Raw genomic sequence first — 22,987 nt, 5'->3', positions numbered from 1 at the left:
TTGGGGCCCGGAATCAGCACGAGGGAGCACGAGGGCCAGTGACGCCCCACGAAGTCGGTGAAAGCCGACCAGGTGAACATGAAATATCACGTTAGGGCTGCTTGGTCCTGATACGTAGGTCAGTGCGGAGGGGGTCGACGTGGGCCAATGGAATGTCGGTGGGGGGTGGCATAGTGGCTGGCGTGAAGGGTCTTCTGGTCGGGCGCGGTGCCGAGCTGGCGCGACTCCTGCGCGTGCTCGAGTCGGCGGGTGCGGGCACCGCCGGCGTCGCGCTGGTCGGGGGTGACGCCGGCATCGGCAAGACCCGGCTGACGGCCGAGCTGGTCGCGCGGGCCCGCGAGCGCGGCTTCCACGTGCTCGTCGGGCAGTGCGCCGAGCTGGGCGACGCACTGCCCTATCTCCCGCTCGCCGACGCGCTGCGCGGCGCCGAGCCGGCGGTGCGCGAGGCGGCTGCCGCCCATCCGCTGCTCGGCCAGTTGCTGCCCGGCGTGGAGAGCGCCCCGGCGTCGGGGCTCACGCAGCAGCGGCTGTTCGGGTCGCTGCTTGGGCTGCTCGCCGAGATCCAGCCGGTGCTGTTCGTCATCGAGGACCTCCACTGGGCTGACCGCTCGACCCGTGACCTGCTGGTCTTCCTGAGCCGCATGGTGCAGGCCGAGCGGGTCTGCGTGGTGGGCACCTACCGCACCGACGACCTGCACCGCCGCCATCCGCTGCGGTCAGTGCTGGCCGAGCTGAAGCGGCTGCCCGCGGTGACCGGGGTGGAGCTTGGACCGCTCGACTCCGGTGACATGTCCGACTATGTCGCGACAATGGGTGACGTCGATGCCCAGCGGCTAGGCATGATCGTCGCCCGCGCAGACGGCAACCCGTTCTACGCCGAGGAGCTCTTCGCCGCCATGGCCGAGGGCGACAGCCTGCCCGACGGCCTCGCCAGCCTGCTCCTGTCCCGGGTCGAGGTGCTCTCCGAGCCCGGCCAGCGGGTGCTGCGGGCCGCTGCCGTGGCCGGGCGGCGGGTCGAGGACGAGCTGCTGCGCGAGGTCTCCGGCCTGCCGCTGGCCGACTTCGAGGAGGCCGTCCGCGAGATCGTCTCCCGGGGCCTGCTCCGGGTCGACGGCTACGGCTACGCGTTCCGCCACGCCCTGCTGCAGGAGGCGGTCTACACCGATCTGCTGCCCGGCGAGCGCACCCGGCTGCACGCCGCGTTCGCCCGGCTGCTCACCTCGCCCGCCGAGCTGGCCCACCACCACCTCGCCGGCCACGACCTGTCCGGTGCCCTGGCCGCCTGCGCCGAGGCCGGGCGCCTGGCCGAGCGCCTCGGCGCGCCCGCCGAGGCGCACAGCCACTACGACCAGGCCCTCAGCCTCTGGGAACGCGTCGACGGCGCCGAGACGCTGGCCGGCGAGAGCCGCACCGAGCTCGCCTTCCGCAGCGCCGTCACAGCCGCCGACAGCGGCGACAACCACCGCGCCGCGACCCAGCTCCGCGCCCTGCCACAGACCTGCGAGGTCAGCGAACGGCTCGCCTACTACCTCTTCGAGATGGACGACCAGGACGGCGCCATCTCGGCCGCCGAGCACGCCGTCTCCGTTGCCGCCGACGACGCCGCCCTTGCCCGAGCCCTGGCCACCCACGCCCGCACCCTGACCTGGAGCCCCCGCCACGCCGAGAGCGAGCGGCTCGCCCACCGCGCGCTCGAGACCGCCAGAGCCGCCGGCGCCCGTGACGCCGAGGTATCGGCCCTGCTGACGCTCGCCCTGCACGCCGAGGTCCAGGGCGACACGGACCTGGCCCACGACCTCGTCACCATCGCCTCCGCCGAGGGCACCGGCGACCTCGCCATGGACCTGCGCGCCCGCTTCCACCACGCGCGCATCCACTACGAGCAGGGCTACCTCGACTTCGCGGCCGAGGTCGCCGACGAGGGCATCCAGCTGGCGTTCGAGACCGGGCTCAAATGGAGCACCTACGGCACCGACCTGCGGTTCCTGCGCCTCCTCATCCACTACGTGGCCGGCGACTGGGACCAGGCCGAGGCGGTGGCCGCCTCCTTCGGCGCCCGCGTCGGCACCGTGCCCGAGGCGACGGTGTCGTCTTTCGCCCTGTTCGTCGAGGTCGGGCGCGGGCTGCCGGTCGTGGAGAGCCGGCTGGAGTGGCTGCGGCCGTTCTGGTCCGACGCGCTCGTGTCCTACATGTCGCGCGGGCTGGCCGCCGAGCAGGCCCTCTGGCAGGGCGACCCCGCCCTGGCGCTCTCCCACGTACGGGCCGCGCTCGACGCCCTGCTGCCCGGCGACCCGGGCGTCCTGCGCATCGCCGCCATCGGCCTGTGGGCCCTCGGCGACCTCGGTGTGGTGGAAGACGCCGACGACATGCTCGAACGCGCCCGCTTCGCCGTCCACAGCGGCCCGGTCGGCCAGCGGGGCGAGATGGGCCCCGAGGGCCAGGCCTGGGCGCTGCGCGTCGAAGCCGAATGGCACCGCGTCCACGGCCGCCTCGACCCGTCACTGTGGCGCGGCGTGGCAGAGGCCTTCGACTACGGGTTCGTCTATGAGGCGGCCCGCGCCCGCTGGCGCCTCGCCGAGGCCCTCCTGGCGGCGGGCGACCGCGACGCCGCCCAGGCCGAATGGGAGCTGGCCCGAGACGCGGCGGGCAAACTCCGGGCGGCGCCGCTGGAGCACGCCCTGTCGGAGTTCGGCCGCCGAGCCCGCTTCGCCGGCACCACCGGCACCGCCGGTCCTGGCGACGTGGGACTGACGGCCCGGGAGATCGAGGTGCTGCGACTGGTGGCCGAGGGCCTCACCAACCGCGAGATCGCCGACCGGCTCTTCATCGCCCAGAAGACGGTGAGCGTACACGTCTCCAACATCCTCACCAAGCTCACCGTCTCCACCCGCACCCAAGCAGCCGCCACCGCCCACCAACGCGGCCTCCTGACCTGACACCAGGGTTGGCTCCAAGGGCGGGGTCCTCGCTTGAGGCGGGGTCCTCGCTCGGTCGCGCGCTTCGCGCGGTATCGGCTCGGGCTCCGTCTTCGTGGGGGGCTCAGCGCCCCCCACACCCCCACAAGGGCATGGTCCTCGCTCGCGCTCGGGCTGCTTGATGGGGCTCCGCCCTGAGCGAGGGGCCTGCCGGCCCCTCGCGCTCCCCGGCCGCAGAGCCATTGGGCTCCCGCTCTCACCAGAGGGCACCACGTCCGCGCCGCAGGGCACCACGCCCGCCCTCACCAGAGGGCACCACGTCCTGGCCACAGGGCACCACGCCCGCCCTCACCAGAGGGCACCACGTCCTCGCCACAGGGCACCACGCCCGCCCTCACCAGAGGGCACCACGTCCTCGCCACAGGGCACCACGCCCGCTGTCACCAGCGGCACCACGCACTCAACGCGGGGGTGTCACCAGACGCCCAGCAGGGTCTCAGGCGCTCAACAGAGTGGTTGGCTCGACGAGAGCCGCCCTCGCCCCGATCGCTACACCCGCGAGCGACGAAGACACATAGCGGCTCCCGTGTGACGAAGACGCAGAGCGGTTCCCGTGCATTGGGCGAAGGACACATACTCCGGAGCACTGGAGTGCGCTGCCGGACCGACGATCAGTTCCGAGCCAACGATGCCAGGTCCCGGACCACCTGAATCAACTCCGCCGGATCGAACGGCTTGGTGAGGTAGGCGTCCACACCGATGCCGAGGCCGCGCCTCTTGTCGTCGTCCTGCGCCCTGGCGGTGATCAGCACCACCTTGATGTGGCTGGTCGCCTCATCGGCACGCAGCCGCTCCGCCGTCACCCACCCGTCGAGGCGGGGCATCATGACGTCTAATGTGATCACGTCCGGCATGACGTCGAGCACGCGCTCGAGGCAGTCCTCCCCATCGGTGGCCGTCGCGACCTCGAAGCCCTCCAGGCTCAGGTTGACCGCGATCAATTGGCGGATGACCTCGTCATCGTCCACCACCAGCACCTTGCCAAGCACCTCACCCACGGCCGCAACCTACCCGTAGCGGCCTGGTCACGTGCGGTTTTCCGGGATGTGTGATCAGAGGTTTATCGCGTGACGAGTGGTGCGCGGATACTGGTAGCCTTGTCACACGTTCGGCCCCCTTAGCTCAGGGGATAGAGCACCGGCCTCCGGAGCCGGGTGCGCAGGTTCGAATCCTGCAGGGGGCACCATTTCGACAGCCAGGTCAGACCGTGTCTGACCTGGCTTTTTGCTTGTTTCGGCGATCATCTGGACCTGCCATCCTGCGACAGCGTTCGGCACGTTGAGACGAATTCCGCGTGCCATACGCGTTCCCTTGATCATCCGCTGTCCTCCCGGGCGCGATTCATGCGCTCGATCCACACCTCGTCATAACCGGCCACGCATCGGTGGTAGATCCGTTGCGGGACCTCCACGCTGTGCCCGGCCCACTCGGCCACCTGAGCCGCGGGCACACCCGTGGACAGCCGCCAAGTGACCCCGCATGCCGCGAGTCGTACGGCATGCCCATCAACGGCGTGGTGAGCTGTTCCGGCGTGAGCGTGAGGTCCCGGACGGGCTTACACAGCCGAGAGTAGGTGGACTTCGGCGCCGGGCGACCGCGCGCGTCGATCGCGGCGACGCGGCCGCGGTAGTCGTTGGGCACATCGATGTCGCCCTCGCCCTGGCGGGCGCGGTAGTCGTTCTTGCGTACGCGGACGCGAGCCGCCGCACGCCCTGTCTTGACGGGTAGGGGCGCCACACGCGTGCCGCCGCTCCGCAGGGTTGTGCGGGGTCAGGGGTGTGCCGGGCGGTCTCGCTCGGCCCTCAGCTCGGTCAGCACGCGGGCGAGCTCGTCGCGCTCCCGCGTGACTTCGATGAGCTGGTGCTGCAGGTCGAGGATGAGGCGAATGGCCGGCAGCGTCATTCCCTGGTCCATCATCATCACGACCTGCTGGATGCGGCCGATCTCGTGGCGGCTGTAGCGGCGTTGTCCGCCGGCCGAGCGCTGGGGCGAGACCACCTGGTGGTCGTCGATGCGGCGCAGGAACGCCTGCTGCACTCGGAGCATCGAGGCGACCTGACCCACCGTGAACAGCGCCGCGTGCTCGTTGTCGAAGGGCAGGTTCACGGTCGTTCCTCCTGGCGCCGGGCGGGATGCGGACAATGACGGGCGGCCCTGTCGCGGTGCCGTTCACCGCGACAGGGCCGCGCCTCGTCCCGAGGGTGTCAGCTCTTGATCGCTTTGTAGGTGTCGCCAGTCTGCTGGATGGCGACCTTGCGCGGCTTGGCGCGCTCGAGCACTGGGATGCGGACGGCCAGCACGCCGTTGTTGTAGGCGGCTTCGATGGCGTCGGCGTCGAGATGCTCCGACAGGTAGACGCGCCGGGTGAAGGTGCCCATCACCCGCTCGCGGACGAAGACGCGCTCGTCCTCGCCGAACCCCTCCTCGCGTCGCGCGGTCACCGACAGGACGCCGCGGTCGACGGTGACCTCGATGGAGTCGGGATCGATGCCGGGCAGGTCGAACCGCAGCATCACATCGTCGGCGCGGCGGATCCCGTCCATCGGCATGACCGCTCCGCCGGCCTGGGGGGCCTGGCGGGTCAGGCGGTCGAACTGGCGCTCGAACTCCTGCACGAACGGGTCGATCGACGTGAGCAGCATCGTGTCCCACCTCCGAAGATCCCCGGGGCCTCCAGGTCACCCGGGATGCCTATCCTCCACAAGGAACCTACAACTCGAATTATAGCTCTTGTCCAAGTTTAGATGTCAAGAACATCCAGCGGCGAAAAGGAGTCTCCCGGTGGTTTCGTCGATTGCAGGTGTTTAGGTGCCCGGTCTGGAGGCTTGGACAATGGCGGAGCGTAGCCCGCCGCCGGCATCGGAGGTAGGCGTGATCCGGATACCGGTGAAGCCGACGCCCTGGAGCAGTCGCTCGTACTCGCGCGTGGTCAGGGTGCCGTTGGCGCAGCCGACCCGCCGTTCGGCGGCGGCACGTGCGGTGGGGTCCGTCTCGTCGTCGGCGATGACGTCGCTGATGCCCAGACGACCACCCTGCCGAAGAACACGGAATGCCTCAGCGAGGACACGACGCTTGTCGAGCGAGAGATTGATGACGCAGTTGGAGATGACGACGTCAACGGCGCCGTCGGCGAGTGGGATCTCCTCGATGTGGCCGTGCAGGAACTCGACGTTGTCCGCTCCGGCCTGCCGGGCGTTGGTGCGTGCGAGCGTGAGCATGTCGGAACTGGCGTCCAGGCCGTAGGCGCGACCGGTCGGGCCGACGCGACGGGCGGACAGCAGCACGTCCAGGCCGCCCCCCGAGCCGAGGTCCAGCACCGTTTCGCCTTCGCGCAGGTCGGCCACGGCGAGCGGGTTGCCGCAACCGAGGCTGGCGCGCAGCGCGGCCTCGGGTATGTCGCCGGTCTCGGGGTAGGCGGCAGCGCCGAAGCAGCCGTCGGTGAAGGCGTCGGCTTCGCAGTCCAGCGGCGCACCCCCGGCCAGCGCAAGTTGGGCTAGGCCGGAGTAGCGCTGGACGGTGATCTCGCGTCGGTCTCCGGGCTCGTTCATTAGGCACCTCCGGGCGAGGGCGTACAGGTGGGTGGGGCGGGGGCCGGGCGGCCCATGACGAGGTCGGCGGCGCTGGGGAAGCACTCGACGCACGCCGTGTTGATCCGGTAGAAGGCCGAGGTGCCGACGCGTTCGACCAGCACGAACCGCACCTCGGACAGGACCTTCAGGTGGGCCGAGACCGTGGACTGGCCGACCTCCACCGCCTCGACGATCTGGCCCACACTCATCGGCACGCCGCGACGTGCCAGCAGCGAGACGATCTGCACCCGCGTGGCGTCGGCCAGAGCCTTGAACCAGGAGGCGTACTCCACAGCGGTGGGGCGATCGAGTGGCCCTTTCTCTGCATCATTCATCGTTCATCGACGATAGACGATTAATGCGGCAGACAACAGCCCCATAGCTCATGGCTTGGAGGCGTCGAGGTCCTTCCAGGTCGGGGTGGTGGCTTCGTACATGACCTGGCCTTCGTGGATGCCGAACTCGATCTGCGGTTCGGCGCGGTCACATCAGGTTCGCGGTGGCGTTCGCGGGGCCGTGCTGTCTGCCGGAGGGGAAGTGAGGTCGGCGATCAGCGTGCGGACGCGGGTCTCGATCGTGTCCCGGATGGGCCGTACGGCTTCGACGCCCTGTCCGGCCGGGTCGTCCAGTACCCAATCCTCATAGCGCTTGCCGGGGAAGACCGGGCAGGCGTCGCCGCAGCCCATGGTGATGACGACATCGCTGGAGCGGACGGCGTCGGCGGTGAGCACCTTGGGCATCTCGGCGGAGATGTCGATGCCGACTTCCGCCATCGCCTGGACCACGGCCGGGTTCACCTGATCGGCGGGGGCCGATCCGGCCGAGCGCACACGGATTCGACCACCCGCCAAGTGGGTGAGAAAGGCCGCGGCCATCTGAGAACGGCCGGCGTTGTGGACGCACACGAACAACACCTGTGGCTGCACATCAGGCTGATCGGGCATCGGGATCTCTCCTGATCAGGGCAAGCCTGCGGCGGCTCGCCTGCCGTACAGGGTCAGGGTGCCGACTACCACGGCCACACCAGCACCGCGGTGCCGCCGAATTCGGCCAGTGCTCGGCGTGCCAGGCTCACCGGGCGTGCCAGGCTCACCGGGCGTCCGCGGTCAGCGCCTCCGGCAGGGCGAGTACGCCGGTCAGGCGCTTGAGTGTGGCCGGGATGATCCAGTAGTAGACCCAGGTCCCGCGCCGCTCGCTGTCGATCAGGCCCGCCTCGCGCAGCACCTTGAGGTGGTGGGAGATCGTCGGCGCGGTCACCTCGAACGCGCCGGTCAGCTCACACACGCACACCCCTTCGCCCACCTGGCGACCGCCTTCGTGCGCGCCGATCAGCGACAGCAGGCGCAACCGGATCGGGTCACCCAGGGCCTTGAACACCCGGGCCAGCTCAGCGGCTTCGACTTCCGCGACCGGCTCGGCGACCAACGGTGCGCAGCACCCGGAGGGCGGCACTAGCGGCAGCTCTTGCTTCGACATGTCTCTAATTTGACAGATCCCTAAGCAGTGGCGCAAACTCGGAGCTGTTTAGACATCCATCGAAGCAGCAACGGATCGGAGATCGTCGTCATGTCTCGCGTACAGCTCGCCCTCCGCGTCGCCGACCTGGAAGGGTCGATCACCTTCTACTCCAAGCTTTTCGGCACCGAGCCGGCCAAGCGCCGCCCCGGGTACGCCAACTTCGCCATCGCCGACCCCCCGCTCAAGCTCGTCCTGATCGAGGGCTCGGAGGGCGAGGCGACCCGCATGGACCACCTCGGCGTCGAGGTCGAGGAGACCGCGCAGGTGAACGCCGCCGCCCAGCGGCTCAAGGACGCCGGGCTGGCCACGTTCGAGGAGAACGACACCTCCTGCTGCTACGCCCTCCAGGACAAGGTCTGGGTCCACGGGCCCGGCGCGGAGCCGTGGGAGGTGTACGTGGTCAAGGGCGATGCCGACACCCTGGACAAGGAGACCGCCTCGGTGTGCTGTGACTCCGGCACCGCATCGGACGACAAGGAGAGCGCAGAGTCGGTCAGCGCGGCGGGCGGCTGCTGCTGACCGCGGAAGCTTCTGCGATCCCCGTGCCCCGGCCTCCCCCCATGGTTCTCTCGAAAGGCGTCACTGTCTGTCGCGCGACGTCGGCTCGAAGTCGTCTCATTCGGCCAGGTCGAGGGCGGCGTAGATGATGCTGTTGACGTCCAGCCCGTGGTATTGCTGCACATCGTTCAGGGCGCCGGACTGGCCGAATCCCGTGACTCCCAAGTTCGTGCTGGGCACCTGGTTGATTCCGGCCAGGAAGGCCAGAGCGTGGGGGTGACCGTCCAGCACGGTGACGAGTGGGGTCGCCCGATCGGCCGGAAAGGCCTCGTCGAGTATCCATGTTTCGGCCTCCCCCTGGCCTTGCCGAGCGCGCATGGCGGCAAAGATCAGCCCTGGGCTGGTCACGCAGATCACGTCGGCCTCGATCCCGAGTTGTTCGAGTTGTTCACTTGCGGCGATCGCCTCGGGAACGACGGCGCCCATAGCGGCGATCGTGACCCTTGCGTTGTCACTGCGCCGCAAGGGATAGGCGCCCGCAACCACTTGCGACCGTCGCCGTTCCCTGGCCGCGGGATCAGGGGGTACCGCGGCCAGTAGCTGGTTCACTGGCCGGGTGGACAGGCGCAGGTAGGCCGAGGACCCGTTCGGCCTGCCCAGCCTGGCCAAGCTGGCCAGCAGGGTCCACTCGGTGTCGATGGCGAACGCTGGTTCGTATGCGATGCATCCTGGCTGTTCGATGCCGATGGACGGGGTTTTGATGGACTGGTGCGCGCCGCCTTCAGGGGCCAAGCTGACACCTGACGGAGTTCCGACCAGGATCGACTGTCCGCCGGCGTAGATGCCGAACGCCCAGGGTTCGAGGGCGCGCTCCACGAAAGGGTCGTACAGCACTCCAATAGGCAGCAGGGGGTGTCCCCACCGGCTCCAGGTCGCGCCAAGCTCTCCTAGCATGCCCACGAGGTTGGTTTCGGCGATGCCCAGTTCGATGTGTTGACCGCTGGGTCGCTCTCGCCAGTGCAGGATGGTTTCGGTGTCGTCGGCGAACCAGTCGGTCCGCTCTGTCGGCGACCAGATGCCGACCTTGTTGACCCAGCCGCCGAGGTTGGTGCTGGACGTGACGTCAGGGCTCACCGTGACGACGCGGCGGGCGGCCTCCGGCGCTTCGCGAGTCAGGTCCAGCAGGGCTCTGCCCAGTGCCGCTTGGGTGGTGGCCGTACCCGAAGGAGTACGGCCGATGTCGGCAGGCACAGCGGGTGGCGCGGATATGGGCTGGTTGTGCCGACGCAGTCGGGTGGCCGTGTCGATGCACAAGCGCGAGGCCGCGCTGCCCTCCGGGAACGGGAGCCACGGATCGTCGAAGTCAGCGCCGAGCTGTGCCGACAGTGCACGCATCTGCTCCGCGTTCAGCAACGAGGAGTGGTTCTGTGGGTGGCCCTGACTCGGCAGACGGTGGCCCTTGATCGTGTAGGCGAAGATCACTGTAGGGCGGGTGTCGTCAATGGAACTGAGAGCGAGGTCGATCGCGCGAAAGTCATGTCCCCCGAGATTTCGCACAGCCGCCAGCAGAGTGGCGTCGTCCAGGTCGTCGATGATCGTCGCGATCTCACGTGCGAGGGGGCCTTGCCCAGGCAGTCGCTCTCGCAAGGCCTGCGCGTCGCAACGGAGCAGCCGCTGGTACTCCGGGTTGGACATCTCATCGACGCGCAGGCGCAGCGCCTCGCCCCCGGGGCGGGCGAACAGCTCTTCCAGCAACTGGCCGTACTTCAGCGTTATGACCTGCCAGCCGGCGGAGGCGAACATCCCCTGCAGACGGTCGGCGGCGATGTTGGGCACAACGCGGTCCAGGGACTGACGATTCAGGTCAACGATCCATACGATCTCACCGAGTTCGGCGACGATCGGATCGACGATCGCCTCCCAGATCGCGCCCTCGTCCAGCTCGGCGTCCCCGAGCAGAGAGTACTGACGGCCCTGGCCCGCGCCGCCGAAGCTCATGTCGACGTAGCGCCTGGCGATCGCTCCCCAGATCGGCGCGGTTGCCCCGATGCCGACAGACCCCGTCGAGTAGTCGACCGGATCCGGATCCTTGGACCGACTCGGGTAGCTCTGAATCCCTCCGAACTCGCGTAGCCGGGTCAGATAGGACTCGTCAAGCTCACCGAGCAGATAGTTGATCGCATGCAGGACCGGCGCCGCGTGCGGCTTCACCGAAACGCGATCTTCCGGCCGGAGGTGATGGAACCACAGTGCCGTCATTATCGACGCCATCGACGCGCTCGACGCCTGATGTCCACCAACCTTGAGCCCGGACGGGTTCGGCCGCACTCGATTCGCGTGATCGACGATCGCGGTCGCCAACCACAGCACCCGATCCTCGATCTCACCGATGAGGTCGTCGCCTGAGGTCTGGCGGGCCGGTGCGGGGGTACTCATGGTTGGCGCCCTTCCTTCCCAGCGCTCCGGCTATCGGCCCGTCGATTGCGTAATATGTCATCCAAGGGGATCATGAACTGCTCGATAGCGCAATCGATGCAGGGCATTTTGAGCATTCTGCACACCGGCCGGGTTGGCGAGCTGAAGGAAGTACGCAAAATGCCAAGAACGAACAAGGTCGATGCCATCGACGCCGCGCTGCTCTTGGCGCTCATCGAGAATCCGCAGGCGACGACCGTCGCCTTGGCCCAGCAGGTCGGCGTCTCCCGCAACACGGCGCATGCCAGACTTGGCAGGTTCGAGGGCAACAGGACATTGGAATCGCTCGAACGGCGAATCGCTCCCGAGGCACTTGGCTATCCGCTCACGGCGTTCATCACCACACAGGTCACCCAGCGCCTGCTCGATGATGTCGCGGCTGCTCTCCGGGCCATACCCGAGGTACTGCAGGTCCACGGCATCAGCGGCCAGATCGATCTCCTTGTGCACGCGGTCGCCGTCGACGCTGACGACCTCTATCGCATAGCCGGCCAGATTCTTGCCATCCCCGGCGTCGAGCGCACCAACACCGCCCTGGTCATGCGTGAGCTTGTCGACTACCGCATCGCCCCTCTACTGCGGAAAGCCGCACGGAAACTCTGAGCACCCTTGTCCACAGATCGGCTCCCGGCTCGGCGCGGCCTGGGCGTGGTCGCGACCGACTACATCGACGCGCTGCGGGCGGTCGAGGACGTGAAAGTGCTGCATGTCGCACATGGCTACGAGCGATTGGCTCGTCGATGCGACCGCAAGGCCTGGTGGCGTTCCGCTCTGAGCCGTGCGGAGAGTCAGGGGCTCGTGAGGATGACGAGTTGCCGGGTCGCTCGGGTCATCGCGACATAGCGGTCGACCGCTCCTTCGATGCCCCGGCCGAACGCCTCTGGGTCGATGAGGACGACCAGGTCGAACTCGAGCCCCTTCGCGAGCTCCGGGGTCAGCGACCGGACGCGGGACGTCTCCTGGAATGTGGGATCGCCGATGACGCAGGCGATGCCTTCGGCGTGCGCGGCGTGCCAGGTGTCGAGGATCGAGCTCAGGTCCGAAGCGGATCCGTGGACGACGGGGACGCCGCTGCGGCGGATGGAGGTCGGCACGTTGGCGTCCGGGAGCACGGCCCGGATGACCGGCTCGGCTTCCGCCATGACCTCCTCCGGTGTCCGGTAGTTGATGCTCAGGGAGGTCAGGTTGATCTCGTCGAGGCCGATCCGGTCGAGCCGTTCCCGCCACGACTCGGCGAACCCGTGCCTGGCCTGGGCACGGTCCCCGACGATGGTGAAGCTCCGGGACGGGCAGCGGAGCAGCAGCATCTGCCACTCCGCGTCGGTGAGTTCCTGAGCCTCGTCCACGACGATGTGCGCGAACGGGCCGGCGAGCCGGTCCGGGTCGGTGCCGGGCAGTGCAGTCTCGTCGACCAGGGTGTTCCGCATGTCCTGTCCGCGCAGCATCGTCACCAGACCTTCACCGTCGTCATCGGCCTCGAGCAGGTTGTCGACGACCTGCGCCATGCGTTCGCGTTGGGCGGCGACGGAGGCGTCGTGCCGGCGCTTTCGTCGTGACGCCTCCGGGTCGCCGAGCCGCTGCCGTGCCGCGTCAAGGAGCGGCAGGTCGGACACCGTCCAGGCCTGGGCGTCCCCGCGCTGCAGCTTCCGGACGTCGTCGGAGTCGAGCCAGGGCGCGCACATCCGCAGGTAGGCGGGCACCGACCACAGGTCTGCGACGAGGTCGGCCGCTTCGAGCAGCGGCCACGCACGGTTGAAGGTCGTGAGCAGCTCCCCGTTCCGCAGCAGCGATCCGCGGAGCATGTCGGCCGAGACGTCCTCGTCGTCGTCGTGCTTGTCCGCCACGATCGTGAGCAGTTCCTCCCAGATCTGGTCGCGCGCCTCGTTGTGCGGAGTGCCGGGTTCCGGTGCTTCGAACGCCTCGGCCCAGTCGTCGGCGCTCAGCCAGATGTCGGACCAGTGGGTCGTGACCGTCATCCCCTGGGTGGGCGGGTTCTCGTAGAACCTGACGGCCGGCTCGATCGCCTTCACCAGGTTCGCGGACGCCTTCAGCCGGGCCACGTCCGGGTCGGGCTCGATCGCCGCCGCGGCTCCCTCGGCGACGAGGTCCCGCAGGGTGCAGATCTGCACGCCCTCCTCTCCGAGGCTGGGGAGGACGTCGGCGACGTAGGCCAGGTAGGGCTGGTGCGGGCCGACGAACAGCACGCCGCCCCGGCGGTGACCGAGGCGGGGGTCGGAGTAGAGGAGGTAGGCGGAGCGGTGCAGAGCGACGACGGTCTTCCCCGTACCCGGGCCGCCGTCGACGACCAGAGCGCCGCGGGATCCCGCGCGGATGACGGCGTCCTGGTCGGCCTGGATGGTGCCGAGCACGTCTCGCATCCGGGACGACCGGTTGCCGCCCAGGCCGGCGATGAAGGCGGACTGGTCGTCGAGCGCGGCGTGCCCGTCGAACCCGTCCACTGTGAAGACCTCGTCCCAGTAGTCGCTGATCCGGCCGCGGGTCCAGCGATACCTGCGGCGGCTCGCCAGACCCATCGGGTTGGCGTGGGTCGCTCCGAAGAACGGCTCAGCCGCGGGGGAGCGCCAGTCGATCAGCAGCCGACGGCCCGCGCTGTCGACAAGGCCAAGTCGTCCGACGTACACGGGGTCGGGGTCGTCCGCGCTGACCATGCGCCCGAGGCACAGGTCCAAGCCGAAGCGACGCAGGGCGCGCAGGCGAGCGGTCAGCCGGTGGATCTCCATGTCCCGGTCCATCGCCTGCCGGCCTGCGCCGCCGGGCGCCCTGCGTTCGGCGTCGAGGCGGTCGGACAGGTCGGCGATCGACTGCTGGAGGCTCTCCTCGATGGCCGCGAAGTGCTGCTCATCGGCGGCGATCAGCGTCGGGCCGGCCTTGGGCGAGAGGTGATCGGGAAGGTCGAACGCACTGGTGGTGAGGGGGTTCACGTCATCAGCTCCGATCTGAAAGTGCTCGACGACGCCGCCTGGCGTGGACTCCGTGGCCGGCCTCGGCCGACGATTGTGCGGCACGACCCGGGTCTTGCCGCAAGCCCCCCGGTGCGCTATACGGTGAGAGTGGAAAGGCGCGGGTACTCCCCTTTCCTCGCCCCCGTTTTGCCAAGTCCTTGCCGCGGAATGGACGTTTTCTCAGGGAAAGTCACTCATCCTGACACAGGGTGATGGCCACTCTCACCGATCATCCGAGAGGCCTGGGAACCTGGCATGCGTCACACCGTACGAGCCGTCGTCGGGGTCGCGGCCTGCGTCGTCGTCGCCGCGGCCACGGTGCGGGCCGGCTGCGGTCCCGGCGTCGTTCGTGAGGCGGGGAGACCTGAGATCAAGGTCGGGTTGATCACCAAGACGGAGACGAACCCGTTCTTCCGGACGATGAGACAGGGCGCGCAGGCGATGGCCACGGCCCAGAGCGCCACTCTGATAACCGCGGCCGGTCGGTTCGAGGGCGACAACGCCGGTCAGGCGACCGCTGTCGAGTCCATGGTGCGGGCGGGCGTCAAGGGCATCCTGATCACGCCGAGCGACGCCGCGGCGATCGTGCCGTCCATCAGGAAGGCGCGGGCCGCCGGGGTGCTGGTCATCGCGCTGGACACGCCCACCAAGCCGCAGAACGCCACCGACGCGCTGTTCGCCACGGACAATTTCAAGGCAGGCCAGCTGATCGGCTCGTACGCCAAGGCCATGATGCGCGGCAAGGAGGCCAAGATCGTCACCCTGGACACGGCGCCGGGCAGCTCCACCAGCCGGATCCGGCACAACGGGTTCCTGAACGGCTTCGGCATCCCCGAGGGCGACCCCTCGATCGTCTGCTCCCGCGACACGTACGCCGACCGGACCAAGGGCCGGATCGCGATGCACTCGTGCCTGCGGCAGGCTCCGGATCTGAACGTGGTGTACACCGTCAACGAGCCCACCGCTTTCGGCGCCTACGCCGCCCTGAAGGCCGCAGGCGTGGAGAAGGACGTGCTCCTCGTGTCGGTCGACGGCGGCTGTGTAGGGGTTCAGGCTGTGGAGATCGGCCAGATCGCGGCCACCTCGCAGCAGTACCCGCTGAAGATGGCCGAGATGGGTGTCCAGGCCGTCGTCGAGTTCGCCGAGTCCGGCACGAAGGTGTCCGGTTACACCGACACCGGCGTCAGGCTCATCACCGACAAGCCCGCCCCCGGCATCGAGTCCAAGGACAGCTTCTTCGGCCGTCAGTACTGCTGGGATTGACCCCTCCGCCGCTGAGCACGGCACGGTGGTGTCAAGTGGAGGAGTGGTGGTCGGGCCTTGACGTGAAGCCGAGCTTGTCGAGGATGTGCTCCACGTGACTTTCCGCGGTGCGCTGTGCGATCACCAGCGAGGCCGCGATCTCGCCTGCCCCAAACCAACAGTAATCAGGCTATACGAGGCGTCACGGTCGACAGCCTCATCCTCCCGGGGCGCGGTGGCGCGCCGACGGGATGGGGCCGGCCGCCTCGCTGACCGGGTGGTGCGCGGGCGGGCCGTAGCCGCCCCCTCCGCCGGTCTCGCAGCGCAGGACGTCCCCCGCCCTCACCGGCAGCGCGTTGACCTTGAGCACGTGCCGTTCCCCCGCACCGCCCGGATTGAGGATCACCCGCGGCGGTGCGCCCGCCTCACCGCCCGCCAGCCCCCAGGCGGGGGTGACCGAACGCTCGAACCACAGCGACAGCGAGACGTCGGCGCAGAACTCGTACTCGCGGACCACCCCGTCGCCGCCGCGCCAGCGGCCCGCGCCGCCGCTGCCGTGGCGCGTCTCATAGCGGGTCACCCGGACCGGGAACAGCGTCTCCAGAACCTCGATCGGCATGTCACGCAGCGAGCCGTTGACATTGTTGATCAGGCACGTCTCGCCGTCGCCGCCGTCCCAGGCGCCCCAGCCGCCGACGGTGGCCTCCTGGGAGACGTACGGCTTCCCGGTACGCGGGTCGGTGCCGCAGAACTGGACGATCATGGAGTCGCCGTAGGAGGCGGCGGCCACCCGGTCGGGCATGACGGGCGCCAGCGCCTTGACCACCAGGTCGATGAGCAGCCCGAGGTGGGAGTAGTAGTACTGGCAGGCCGCCGGCGACCGGGCGGCCAGCATGGAGCCCGGCCTGGTCTCCACGGTCAGCGGCCGGAAGGAGCCGCCGTTGAGCGGCACGTCGCCGGACACCAGCAGCTTGTAGCCGACCCGCACGGCGGCGACCGCCTGCGCGGCGCCGCAGTTGACCGGGCCGAGCGCCTGGTCGGCGCAGTCGGTCAGGTCCACGCGCATCGACTCGCCGGACACCGTGATCGTGACGTTGACCGGCAGCGGGGTGCCGAGGTCGATGCCGTCGTTGTCGAGGTGCCCGCCGGCCTGGTACACCCCGTCGGGGAGGGCGGCGATGGCGGCCCGTTCCATGCGCTCGGTCTGGGCGAAGATCTCGTCGCGGGCGGCCAGCACGGTCTCCAGGCCCCAGCGGGAGATGATCTCCGTCAGCCGCCGCTGCCCCATCATGACGCAGCTCACCTGGGCGCGCAGGTCGCCGAGCGTGGCGTGGGGGAAGCGGACGTTCGCGGCGATCACCTCGTGCAGGTCGCGGAGCGGCCGGCCCCCCTCGTACGCCTTGACCGGGCCGAGCCGCAGCCCTTCCTGGAAGATCGACGTCGAGTCCATGGAACCGCCCGGGTCCTTGGAGCCCACGTCGATCCAGTGCGCTCGCGACGCGGCGAACCCGGCCAGCTCGCCGCCGGCGAAGATGGGCCCGTAGACGGTGACGTCGTTGAGGTGGGTGCCGCCGATGTAAGAGTCGTTGAGCAGCCAGATGTCGCCCTCCCGCCACACGTCCGGCCCGTGACGGAGCTCGGTCTCCCGGCTGCACACCTCTAGGTTGCCCAGGAAGATCGGCAGCCCGGACGACTGGCCGAGCACGTTGTGGTCGCGGTCGAGCAGCGCCACCGCACAGTCCTTGCCCTCGTAGATGACGGGGGTGTAGGAGCTGCGGATGAGGGTGGTGTTCATGTCCTCCGCCGCCTGGACGAGCGCGCAGCGGATGATCTCCGTACGGACAGGGTCGATCACTGGTCCACCTTCACGATGAGGAATCCGTTGTCGTCGACGACGGCCAGGCATCCCGGCGGGATGACCGTGGTGGCGGTCTCCTCCACCACGATGGCCGGCCCGGTCAGCTCGCCGTCGAGGGCGGCGCGCCGCAGCACCGGGGTGGCGTGCGCCGCGCCGTCGAAGATCACATCTCGTACGGCCGGCGCGGCCTCACCGTGGGCTGCCGGCACGCCGGCCGCGGCGCGCGGGAAGGAGCCGAGGCCGGTGCTGCGCAGCATCACGAACTCCACCGCCGCCTCGGGGGTGGCGTGGCCGTACCGGCCGGTGTGCGCCTCGGCGAAGCGGGCCGAGATCTCCGGCAGGAAGCCCGGCCCGGCCGGCTCACCGGCCGCGCGCAGCGGGATGGTGAGGGTGTAGTCCTGGCCCTCGTAGCGCATGTCCACGGCGTGCTCCACCCGGCGCCGGTCGGCTGGCACGCCCTGCTCGGCGAGCGCGTCCAGCGCCTCGGCCGCCAGCGCGGCGAACCGGCCGGCCATGTCGGCCCCGTCGAGGGCGTCCTGCTGCCGGAAGTAGGGGTGGGTCAGGTCGCGCCGCACGTCGGCCTCCAGCATGCCCCAGGCGGAGAACGCCCCGGGGAAGCGCGGGATGACCACCTCGGAGACGCCGAGCTCCCTGGCGATGAAGGCGGCGTGCATGGCGCCCGCCCCGCCGAAGGCCACCAGCGCGAAGTCGCGCGGCTCCACCCCGTGCTCCACGGTGAGCGTGCGGATCGCCTGCGCCATCTTGGCGTTGGCCACCGCGCAGACGCCTTCGGCGAGGCTCAGCGGATCCAGGCCGACCTCGTCGGCCAGCGCGGCGACGGCGACGCCGGCCGCGTCCACGTCGAGGTCCATCAGGCCGCCCGCGAACCACGCCGGGTCCACCCGGCCGAGCACCACGTTGGCGTCGGTGACGGTGGGCCGCGTGCCGCCCCTGCCGTAACATGCGGGGCCGGGCACCGCGCCGGCGGACTCGGGGCCCACCCGCAGCGCGCCCGCCTCGGCGTAGGCGAGGGAGCCGCCGCCGGCGCCGATGGTGTGCAGGTTCACGATCGGCATCAGCACGGGGTGGCCCTCGATGCGCGCCTCGGCGCTCACGTCCGGACGGCCGTCGACGACCAGCGAGACGTCGAACGAGGTGCCTCCCATGTCCACGCAGATGACGTTGCGGCGGCCGAGGAGGCGGGCCGCGGCGACGCCGCCCATGGTGCCGCCCACGGGACCGGACAGGAGGGTCCGCAACGGCCTGCGCCGGGCGTACGCGGCGTTGACCAGGCCGCCGGACGACTGCATGACGTGCACGGGCACGGTCAGCCCGCGCTCTGCGAAGCGCCGTTCGACCTCGGCGAGATAGCGGCGCACGACCGGGCCGGTGTACGCCTCGAGCACGGCCGAGGAGGTGCGCTCGTACTCGCGCCACTCGCGCGAGACCTGATGGGACAGCACGATCATGACCTCGTCGCCGAGCTCCTCGCGCAGGATCTCGCCCGCCCGCAGCTCGTGGGCGGGGTCGGCGTGGGCGAACAGCAGGCAGACGGCCACCGCGTCGAAGCCCTCGTCGCGGGCGCGCCGGGCCGCCCGCCGTACGGATCGTTCGTCGAGGGGGACGAGCTCGTGGCCGCGCCAGTCGAGGCGGCCGCCGATCTCCATGACGTCCTCGCGCGGCACCAGCGGCTCGGGCTTGCGGTAGCGCAGGTCGAACATGCGGTCCCGGTTGCCGCGGGCGATGTGGTAGACGTCCCCGGCCCCCGCGCCGGCGAGCAGCAGCACGCGGGCCCCCTTGCGCTCCAGCAGGGCGTTGAGCCCCTGGGTGGTGCCGTGCACGAAGTAGGCGATGTCCGCGGGGTCCTCGACGACCCGGGCCAGCGCGGCGAACACGCCCTCCGCGAGGTCGTGGGGCGTGGTGGACGCCTTCGCCGCCACGACCGTCCCGGTCTTCTCGTCGTAGCAGACGACGTCGGTGAAGGTGCCCCCGATGTCCATGGCGACGCGATAGCTCATGGGGGCACCGTATGCCGCGCGCTAGGTCGCTGACAGGGCCTCGGTCGGGGGCAGGCGGGAAGCGCGGACGGAAGGGTAGACCCCCGCCGTCACGCCGACCACGAGAGCGCCGAAGCAGCCGCCTGCCACCGAGCCGAGGGGAACGACCGGGGGCCAGCCCTGGTAGGTGGCGTAGCCGACCGTGACGAGGACGCCCAGCAGGGTTCCGGCCAGGCCGCCCAGGCCGGACAGCGCCACGGACTCGATGAGGAACTGTCCCCGGATCTGCCCCCGGCTCGCCCCCAGCGCGCGGCGCAGCCCGATCTCGCGGCGGCGCTCGAGCACCGAGATGAACATCGTGTTGGCGACGCCGATCCCGCCGACCAGCAGCGCGACCCCGGCGAGGCCCAGGAAGAGCGAGGAGTACGAGTTCTGGGTGGCGCGCTTGGCGGCCAGCGCGTCGGAGGGGCGGCTGACCGTGACCTGTCCAGGCAGCTCGGGCAGGACCGTGGCGGCCAGAACCCCCCGGACGTCCTCCAGCTTGGACTCTCGCGCCCGGACGTAGATCACCGTGGGGTGACCGTCGAACCTCAGCAGCTCACGGGCGGCGGGCCAGCCCACGAGGACGGTCTGGTCGAGGTCGGGTGCCAGGGCGACGGGGTCGAGAACGCCGATCACGGTGAACCAGCGTTCGTTGACGTAGATCTGCGGAGCCGCCCTCCCCGGGGCGACCTCGCCGAGGCCGAGGCGGGTCGCCGCCCGGGAGCCGAGCACCGCGGTGGGGAACCGCTCGTCGGCCCGGCTGAAGAACCGGCCCGAGGCCACGCCACCGCCCACCGCGCCCAGCAGGTCATGCTTGGCCGCCAGCACGGTCAGGCCGGAGTAGTCGTTGGGGGCGATCCGGTCGGAGCGGCGGACGACGGCGTGGGTGTTCGCGACCGCGCTCACCATGGTGACCGGGCCGATGCGGCGGACCATGCCGATCGAGTGCTCGGGCAGCGGCACGGGTGACTGCCCGTCGGGGATCGGCTCCGCGCGCAGCATGTTGGTGCCGAGCGCGGACAACTCGGCCATCAGCGCGTTGTGGCTGGAGGCCGGGATCCCGGTCACCACGATCATCGTGGCGATGCCGATGGAGATCCCGAGCGCCGACAGGGTCGCACGGAGCTTGCGGGTGCGGATGCCCAGCAGGCCGAGGCCGAGGAGGTCGGCGGGCGCCAGGCGGACCGGCCTGACGGGGGAGGAAAGGTCGGTCATCGTGGGGTTCCAGTCGGGACGGAGGTGTCCGAGACGAGGCGGCCGTCCACGAGCTCGACGCGGCGGGGCAGCCGTGCGGCGATGTCCCGGTCGTGCGTGATGATCGCGATGGTGGTGCCCTCCTCGTTCAACTCGGTCAGCAGGGACAGGACGGCGGCGCCGTTCGCGGTGTCGAGTGCCCCGGTGGGCTCGTCGGCGAGTACCAGCGCCGGCTCGTTGACCAGTGCGCGGGCGATGGCGACCCGCTGCCGCTCCCCACCGGAGAGCCGGTGCGGGAGATGGCCGGTCCGGTGCGCCAGGCCGACCCGCGCCAGGGCCTCGGTGGCCAGCGCGCGTCGGCGCCGCCTGGGCACCCCGGCGTAGAGCAGGCCGGTGGCGACGTTCTCCATGGCGGTGAGCCCGTCGGTCAGGTGGAACTGCTGGAAGACGAAGCCCAGCCGCCGCCCCCGCAGGGCGGACAACTGACGGTCGGGCAGGCCGGTGGCGTCCTGGCCGCCGATCGTCACGCTGCCGCTGGTGGGCCGGTCCAGGGTGCCCATGATGTTGAGCAGCGTGGACTTTCCGGATCCGGACGGGCCGACGATGGCGAGCAGTTCGCCTTGCTCGATGGTCAGCGAGACCTGGTCGAGGGCGCGTACGCCGCCCGGGTAGGCCATGCTCGCGTCCCGGACGGCGAGGACCGGGGTCATGAGGCCGTCTCCACCTTCGTTCCCTCGGCGATTCCTTCGCCGCTGACCTCCACCAGGCCCTTGGCGAACATCCCGGTCTCGACGGCGACGAGCCTGCCGCCCGGCACCCGGACGCCGTAGCCGCCCTCGCTCAGGGCGAGCAGGGCGCCCACCGGGACGACGAGGACGTCCTTGCGAGTCTTCGCGGCGAACCGCACCTTCACGTTCGCGGCGTCCACGCCGCGTACGGCCTTCGCGTTCTTCAGCGAGACGGTGACGTCGAGCTGCTGGGACGGGTTCCCGGCGGCGCCGTCTCGGTCGTCCCCGGTGCCCTGGATGATCGTGCTGATCGCGGTGACCCTGCCGGGGGTCGTGGACCGGCCGGGCAGGGCGACGCTGACCCGTTGGCCCTTCCTGATCGAGCCGATGTCCAGCACGTCCACCGGTACGGTCACCGTCTTCTTGGTGGCGGTGAGGGTCAGCAGCTCGGCGGACGCCTCGTCTCCGAGCTGGGCGTCGAGCTTGCCGACCCGCACCGCGCCCTGCGTCACCACGACGTCGGTGACGTCGAGGACGCCGGTCGGTTCCATGCCGGCGGTGGGCTGCCAGCGCTTGATCGCGGCGATCAGGGAGGAGGTGAGAACCCCGTCGCCCCCCTTGACCGTCACCGGGCGGGACCGCGTGCCGGGAGCGGGGGTCCTGGAAGGGGAGCCACCAGGAGGGGCGGTTCGGCGAGCGGCGGCCCGCGGCCGGACGGTGGTGCCCGGGGGCGGCTGGGCCCCGATGTCGTAGCCGAGCGCCCTGAGGTTGTCGGCGACCACCCGCACGTCCCGGCCGACCGCGCCGGCGGTGCCGAGCCTGCGGTACATGGGCGTGCCGCCGTAGAAGACCACGGCGGGCCGGTCGTCGACCCGGTACAGCTGCCTGCCGCGTTTCACGGTGGCGCCGACCCGGGGCAGCCAGGTGACCCTGCCGCCGGCGGCGCCCTTGATGGTTCGGGACGCGCCGAAGCCGAGGGTGCCCTCCATCTCCCTGGAGTCCGACAGATCGGTCCTGGTGACGGCGACGCTCGCGACCTTCGGGCCGGCCTTGGGGGCGGCGCCCCTGTTCCCGCCTCCGCCCGCCGCCACCAGGGCCGCGCAGACACCGCCCGCCAGGAGGACGGCCACGGTGACGACCAGGACCCAGGCCCTGGGACGCCCGGAACGGAGGCCACGGTCGTCCCCCGCGCGGCCTTCCGTCCCGGGCCCAGGATGATCAGTCGCGGCCACCGAACGCTTCCATCTCGCACTCGTCCACGATCCGGTCCCGTTCGGCGTCGGACACGGTGACCTCGCGCCAGTTGAAGCCGCTGCCGTCAGGGAGTGCGTCGACCTTGACTCCCCGGCCGTCCATGCACTTGATCCAGGCGCGGAAGTCGTCCAGGTAACGGGGATTCTTCTTCGGGTCGAGCTCCGGCGGCTGCTGGGGCATCTTCCCGTCGCACGCCTTCACCGCGGCGGGGTACTTGGACACGTCCACGCTCGGGTAGTACAGCTTCGACGGGTCCGGCGCCGGTTTGTTGCCCGCCGGCCCTCCGCCGCCCTTCTGGACCGGCACCCCGTGCTCCTTCAGGCATGACAGGTAGGGCTGGTACATGTCCAGCTTCTCCCGCTCCGAGGTGTCGAGGCGGATCTGGGGGCGGTCCGTCCCGGAGGCGGCGCGGCCGGGTGACTCCTTCTTCTTGCTCTGTCCGTCCTTGTGCGCGAGGGACGCCACATCGCCTCGGGTGCCGCCCGCGTCCCCGCCGTCCGCGCTCGCGGAGCAGCCGGTGCCGAGGACGAGAGCCGTCACGGCGAAGGCGCCGGTCAGTACGTTCGCGAATTTCGTCATGCGGCAACCATGGCCCGCCCATGTCATGAAGTTGTCAGCCCGGCGACGACCTGTTTCTCGCGTATCGCCGGGAGGCCGGAGGCACACGCATGTCA

20 protein-coding genes and 1 tRNA gene are annotated in these 22,987 nt (G+C 70.2%); 5 read left to right on the top strand and 16 right to left on the bottom strand.

Translation table 11 applies throughout. The annotated features are described in order from the left end of the window. The first annotated feature begins 182 nt into the window (after window positions 1-182). The gene (locus DQW85_RS47705; protein WP_275888225.1) at window positions 183-2,936 is read left to right on the top strand and encodes a helix-turn-helix transcriptional regulator; all 2,754 of its coding nucleotides are present in this window, start codon (window positions 183-185) and stop codon (window positions 2,934-2,936) included. Window positions 2,937-3,586: 650 nt separating this feature from the next. Here the strand turns inward: DQW85_RS47705 and DQW85_RS20820 are convergent. Beyond that, a complete protein-coding gene (locus DQW85_RS20820) occupies window positions 3,587-3,952 on the bottom strand; it encodes a response regulator transcription factor (protein ID WP_113701974.1) in 366 nt (121 codons plus the stop codon). A gap of 134 nt (window positions 3,953-4,086) precedes the next feature. Between DQW85_RS20820 and DQW85_RS20815 the strand changes: the two genes are divergently transcribed. Then, window positions 4,087-4,161, top strand: a tRNA-Arg gene (locus DQW85_RS20815). A gap of 584 nt (window positions 4,162-4,745) precedes the next feature. Here DQW85_RS20815 and DQW85_RS20805 read toward each other — a convergent pair. The 6 genes from DQW85_RS20805 to DQW85_RS20780 all read right to left on the bottom strand — a co-directional run bounded on the left by DQW85_RS20805 (window position 4,746) and on the right by DQW85_RS20780 (window position 8,020). Beyond that, window positions 4,746-5,081, bottom strand: coding sequence for a MerR family transcriptional regulator (locus DQW85_RS20805; protein ID WP_113701964.1), 336 nt, complete (start codon window positions 5,079-5,081; stop codon window positions 4,746-4,748). Window positions 5,082-5,179: 98 nt separating this feature from the next. Next, the gene (locus tag DQW85_RS20800; protein ID WP_113701963.1) at window positions 5,180-5,617 is read right to left on the bottom strand and encodes an Hsp20/alpha crystallin family protein; all 438 of its coding nucleotides are present in this window, start codon (window positions 5,615-5,617) and stop codon (window positions 5,180-5,182) included. Between the two features lie 162 nt (window positions 5,618-5,779). After that, on the bottom strand, window positions 5,780-6,523 hold the full coding sequence (locus DQW85_RS20795) for a methyltransferase domain-containing protein (protein ID WP_113701962.1): 744 nt from the start codon (window positions 6,521-6,523) through the stop codon (window positions 5,780-5,782). Next, window positions 6,523-6,837: an ArsR/SmtB family transcription factor gene (locus DQW85_RS20790; RefSeq protein WP_240197316.1), complete on the bottom strand. Its 315-nt coding sequence runs from the start codon at window positions 6,835-6,837 to the stop codon at window positions 6,523-6,525. Before DQW85_RS20790 ends, DQW85_RS20795 begins: the two co-directional genes overlap by 1 nt. 195 nt (window positions 6,838-7,032) lie before the next feature. Then, window positions 7,033-7,488 (bottom strand): arsenate reductase ArsC, encoded by a 456-nt coding sequence (locus DQW85_RS20785; RefSeq protein ID WP_113701960.1) that lies wholly within the window; start codon window positions 7,486-7,488, stop codon window positions 7,033-7,035. Between the two features lie 145 nt (window positions 7,489-7,633). Next, window positions 7,634-8,020: an ArsR/SmtB family transcription factor gene (locus DQW85_RS20780; protein ID WP_113701959.1), complete on the bottom strand. Its 387-nt coding sequence runs from the start codon at window positions 8,018-8,020 to the stop codon at window positions 7,634-7,636. Window positions 8,021-8,110: 90 nt separating this feature from the next. On the opposite strand from DQW85_RS20780, the gene DQW85_RS20775 reads away from it, so the two are divergent. Next, window positions 8,111-8,581 carry an ArsI/CadI family heavy metal resistance metalloenzyme gene (locus tag DQW85_RS20775; RefSeq protein ID WP_113701958.1) on the top strand — a complete coding sequence of 157 codons (471 nt, stop codon included), beginning with the start codon at window positions 8,111-8,113 and terminating at the stop codon, window positions 8,579-8,581. A gap of 96 nt (window positions 8,582-8,677) precedes the next feature. On the opposite strand, the gene DQW85_RS20770 is transcribed toward DQW85_RS20775, so the two are convergent. Beyond that, a complete protein-coding gene (locus DQW85_RS20770) occupies window positions 8,678-10,996 on the bottom strand; it encodes a transketolase-like TK C-terminal-containing protein (protein ID WP_113701957.1) in 2,319 nt (772 codons plus the stop codon). Window positions 10,997-11,068: 72 nt separating this feature from the next. Here DQW85_RS20770 and DQW85_RS20765 point away from each other — a divergent pair, with 72 nt between their 5' ends. Next, window positions 11,069-11,638, top strand: coding sequence for an Lrp/AsnC family transcriptional regulator (locus tag DQW85_RS20765; RefSeq protein WP_240197315.1), 570 nt, complete (start codon window positions 11,069-11,071; stop codon window positions 11,636-11,638). A 185-nt stretch (window positions 11,639-11,823) separates the two neighbouring features. On the opposite strand, the gene helR is transcribed toward DQW85_RS20765, so the two are convergent. Beyond that, a complete protein-coding gene (gene helR / locus DQW85_RS20760) occupies window positions 11,824-13,977 on the bottom strand; it encodes an RNA polymerase recycling motor ATPase HelR (RefSeq protein WP_113701956.1) in 2,154 nt (717 codons plus the stop codon). 276 nt (window positions 13,978-14,253) lie between these two features. Between helR and DQW85_RS20755 the strand changes: the two genes are divergently transcribed. Next, complete coding sequence (locus DQW85_RS20755) at window positions 14,254-15,261, top strand: substrate-binding domain-containing protein (protein WP_113701955.1); 1,008 nt, start codon at window positions 14,254-14,256, stop codon at window positions 15,259-15,261. A 31-nt stretch (window positions 15,262-15,292) separates the two neighbouring features. On the opposite strand, the gene DQW85_RS20750 is transcribed toward DQW85_RS20755, so the two are convergent. The 7 genes from DQW85_RS20750 to DQW85_RS20720 form a co-directional block, all read right to left on the bottom strand. Then, window positions 15,293-15,385: a hypothetical protein gene (locus tag DQW85_RS20750; RefSeq protein WP_240197314.1), complete on the bottom strand. Its 93-nt coding sequence runs from the start codon at window positions 15,383-15,385 to the stop codon at window positions 15,293-15,295. Between the two features lie 72 nt (window positions 15,386-15,457). Further along, a complete protein-coding gene (locus DQW85_RS20745) occupies window positions 15,458-17,095 on the bottom strand; it encodes a hydantoinase B/oxoprolinase family protein (RefSeq protein WP_240197313.1) in 1,638 nt (545 codons plus the stop codon). Further along, the gene (locus tag DQW85_RS20740) at window positions 17,092-19,116 is read right to left on the bottom strand and encodes a hydantoinase/oxoprolinase family protein (RefSeq protein WP_113701953.1); all 2,025 of its coding nucleotides are present in this window, start codon (window positions 19,114-19,116) and stop codon (window positions 17,092-17,094) included. Before DQW85_RS20740 ends, DQW85_RS20745 begins: the two co-directional genes overlap by 4 nt. 21 nt (window positions 19,117-19,137) lie before the next feature. Beyond that, window positions 19,138-20,352 (bottom strand): ABC transporter permease, encoded by a 1,215-nt coding sequence (locus DQW85_RS20735; protein ID WP_113701952.1) that lies wholly within the window; start codon window positions 20,350-20,352, stop codon window positions 19,138-19,140. Then, entirely contained in the window at window positions 20,349-21,041 is a 693-nt protein-coding gene (locus DQW85_RS20730; protein WP_113701951.1) for an ABC transporter ATP-binding protein, read from the bottom strand. Before DQW85_RS20730 ends, DQW85_RS20735 begins: the two co-directional genes overlap by 4 nt. Next, window positions 21,038-22,189, bottom strand: coding sequence for an efflux RND transporter periplasmic adaptor subunit (locus tag DQW85_RS20725; RefSeq protein WP_205315269.1), 1,152 nt, complete (start codon window positions 22,187-22,189; stop codon window positions 21,038-21,040). Before DQW85_RS20725 ends, DQW85_RS20730 begins: the two co-directional genes overlap by 4 nt. An 88-nt stretch (window positions 22,190-22,277) precedes the next feature. Beyond that, on the bottom strand, window positions 22,278-22,892 hold the full coding sequence (locus DQW85_RS20720; protein ID WP_113701950.1) for a hypothetical protein: 615 nt from the start codon (window positions 22,890-22,892) through the stop codon (window positions 22,278-22,280). Between the last annotated feature and the right edge of the window lie 95 nt (window positions 22,893-22,987).

The sequence above is a fragment of the Nonomuraea lactucae genome (genome assembly GCF_003313395.1).
Taxonomy (GTDB): domain Bacteria; phylum Actinomycetota; class Actinomycetes; order Streptosporangiales; family Streptosporangiaceae; genus Nonomuraea; species Nonomuraea lactucae.
The sequence above is the reverse complement of the archived record's forward strand: the minus strand, read 5'-3'. Positions and strand labels throughout refer to the sequence as shown.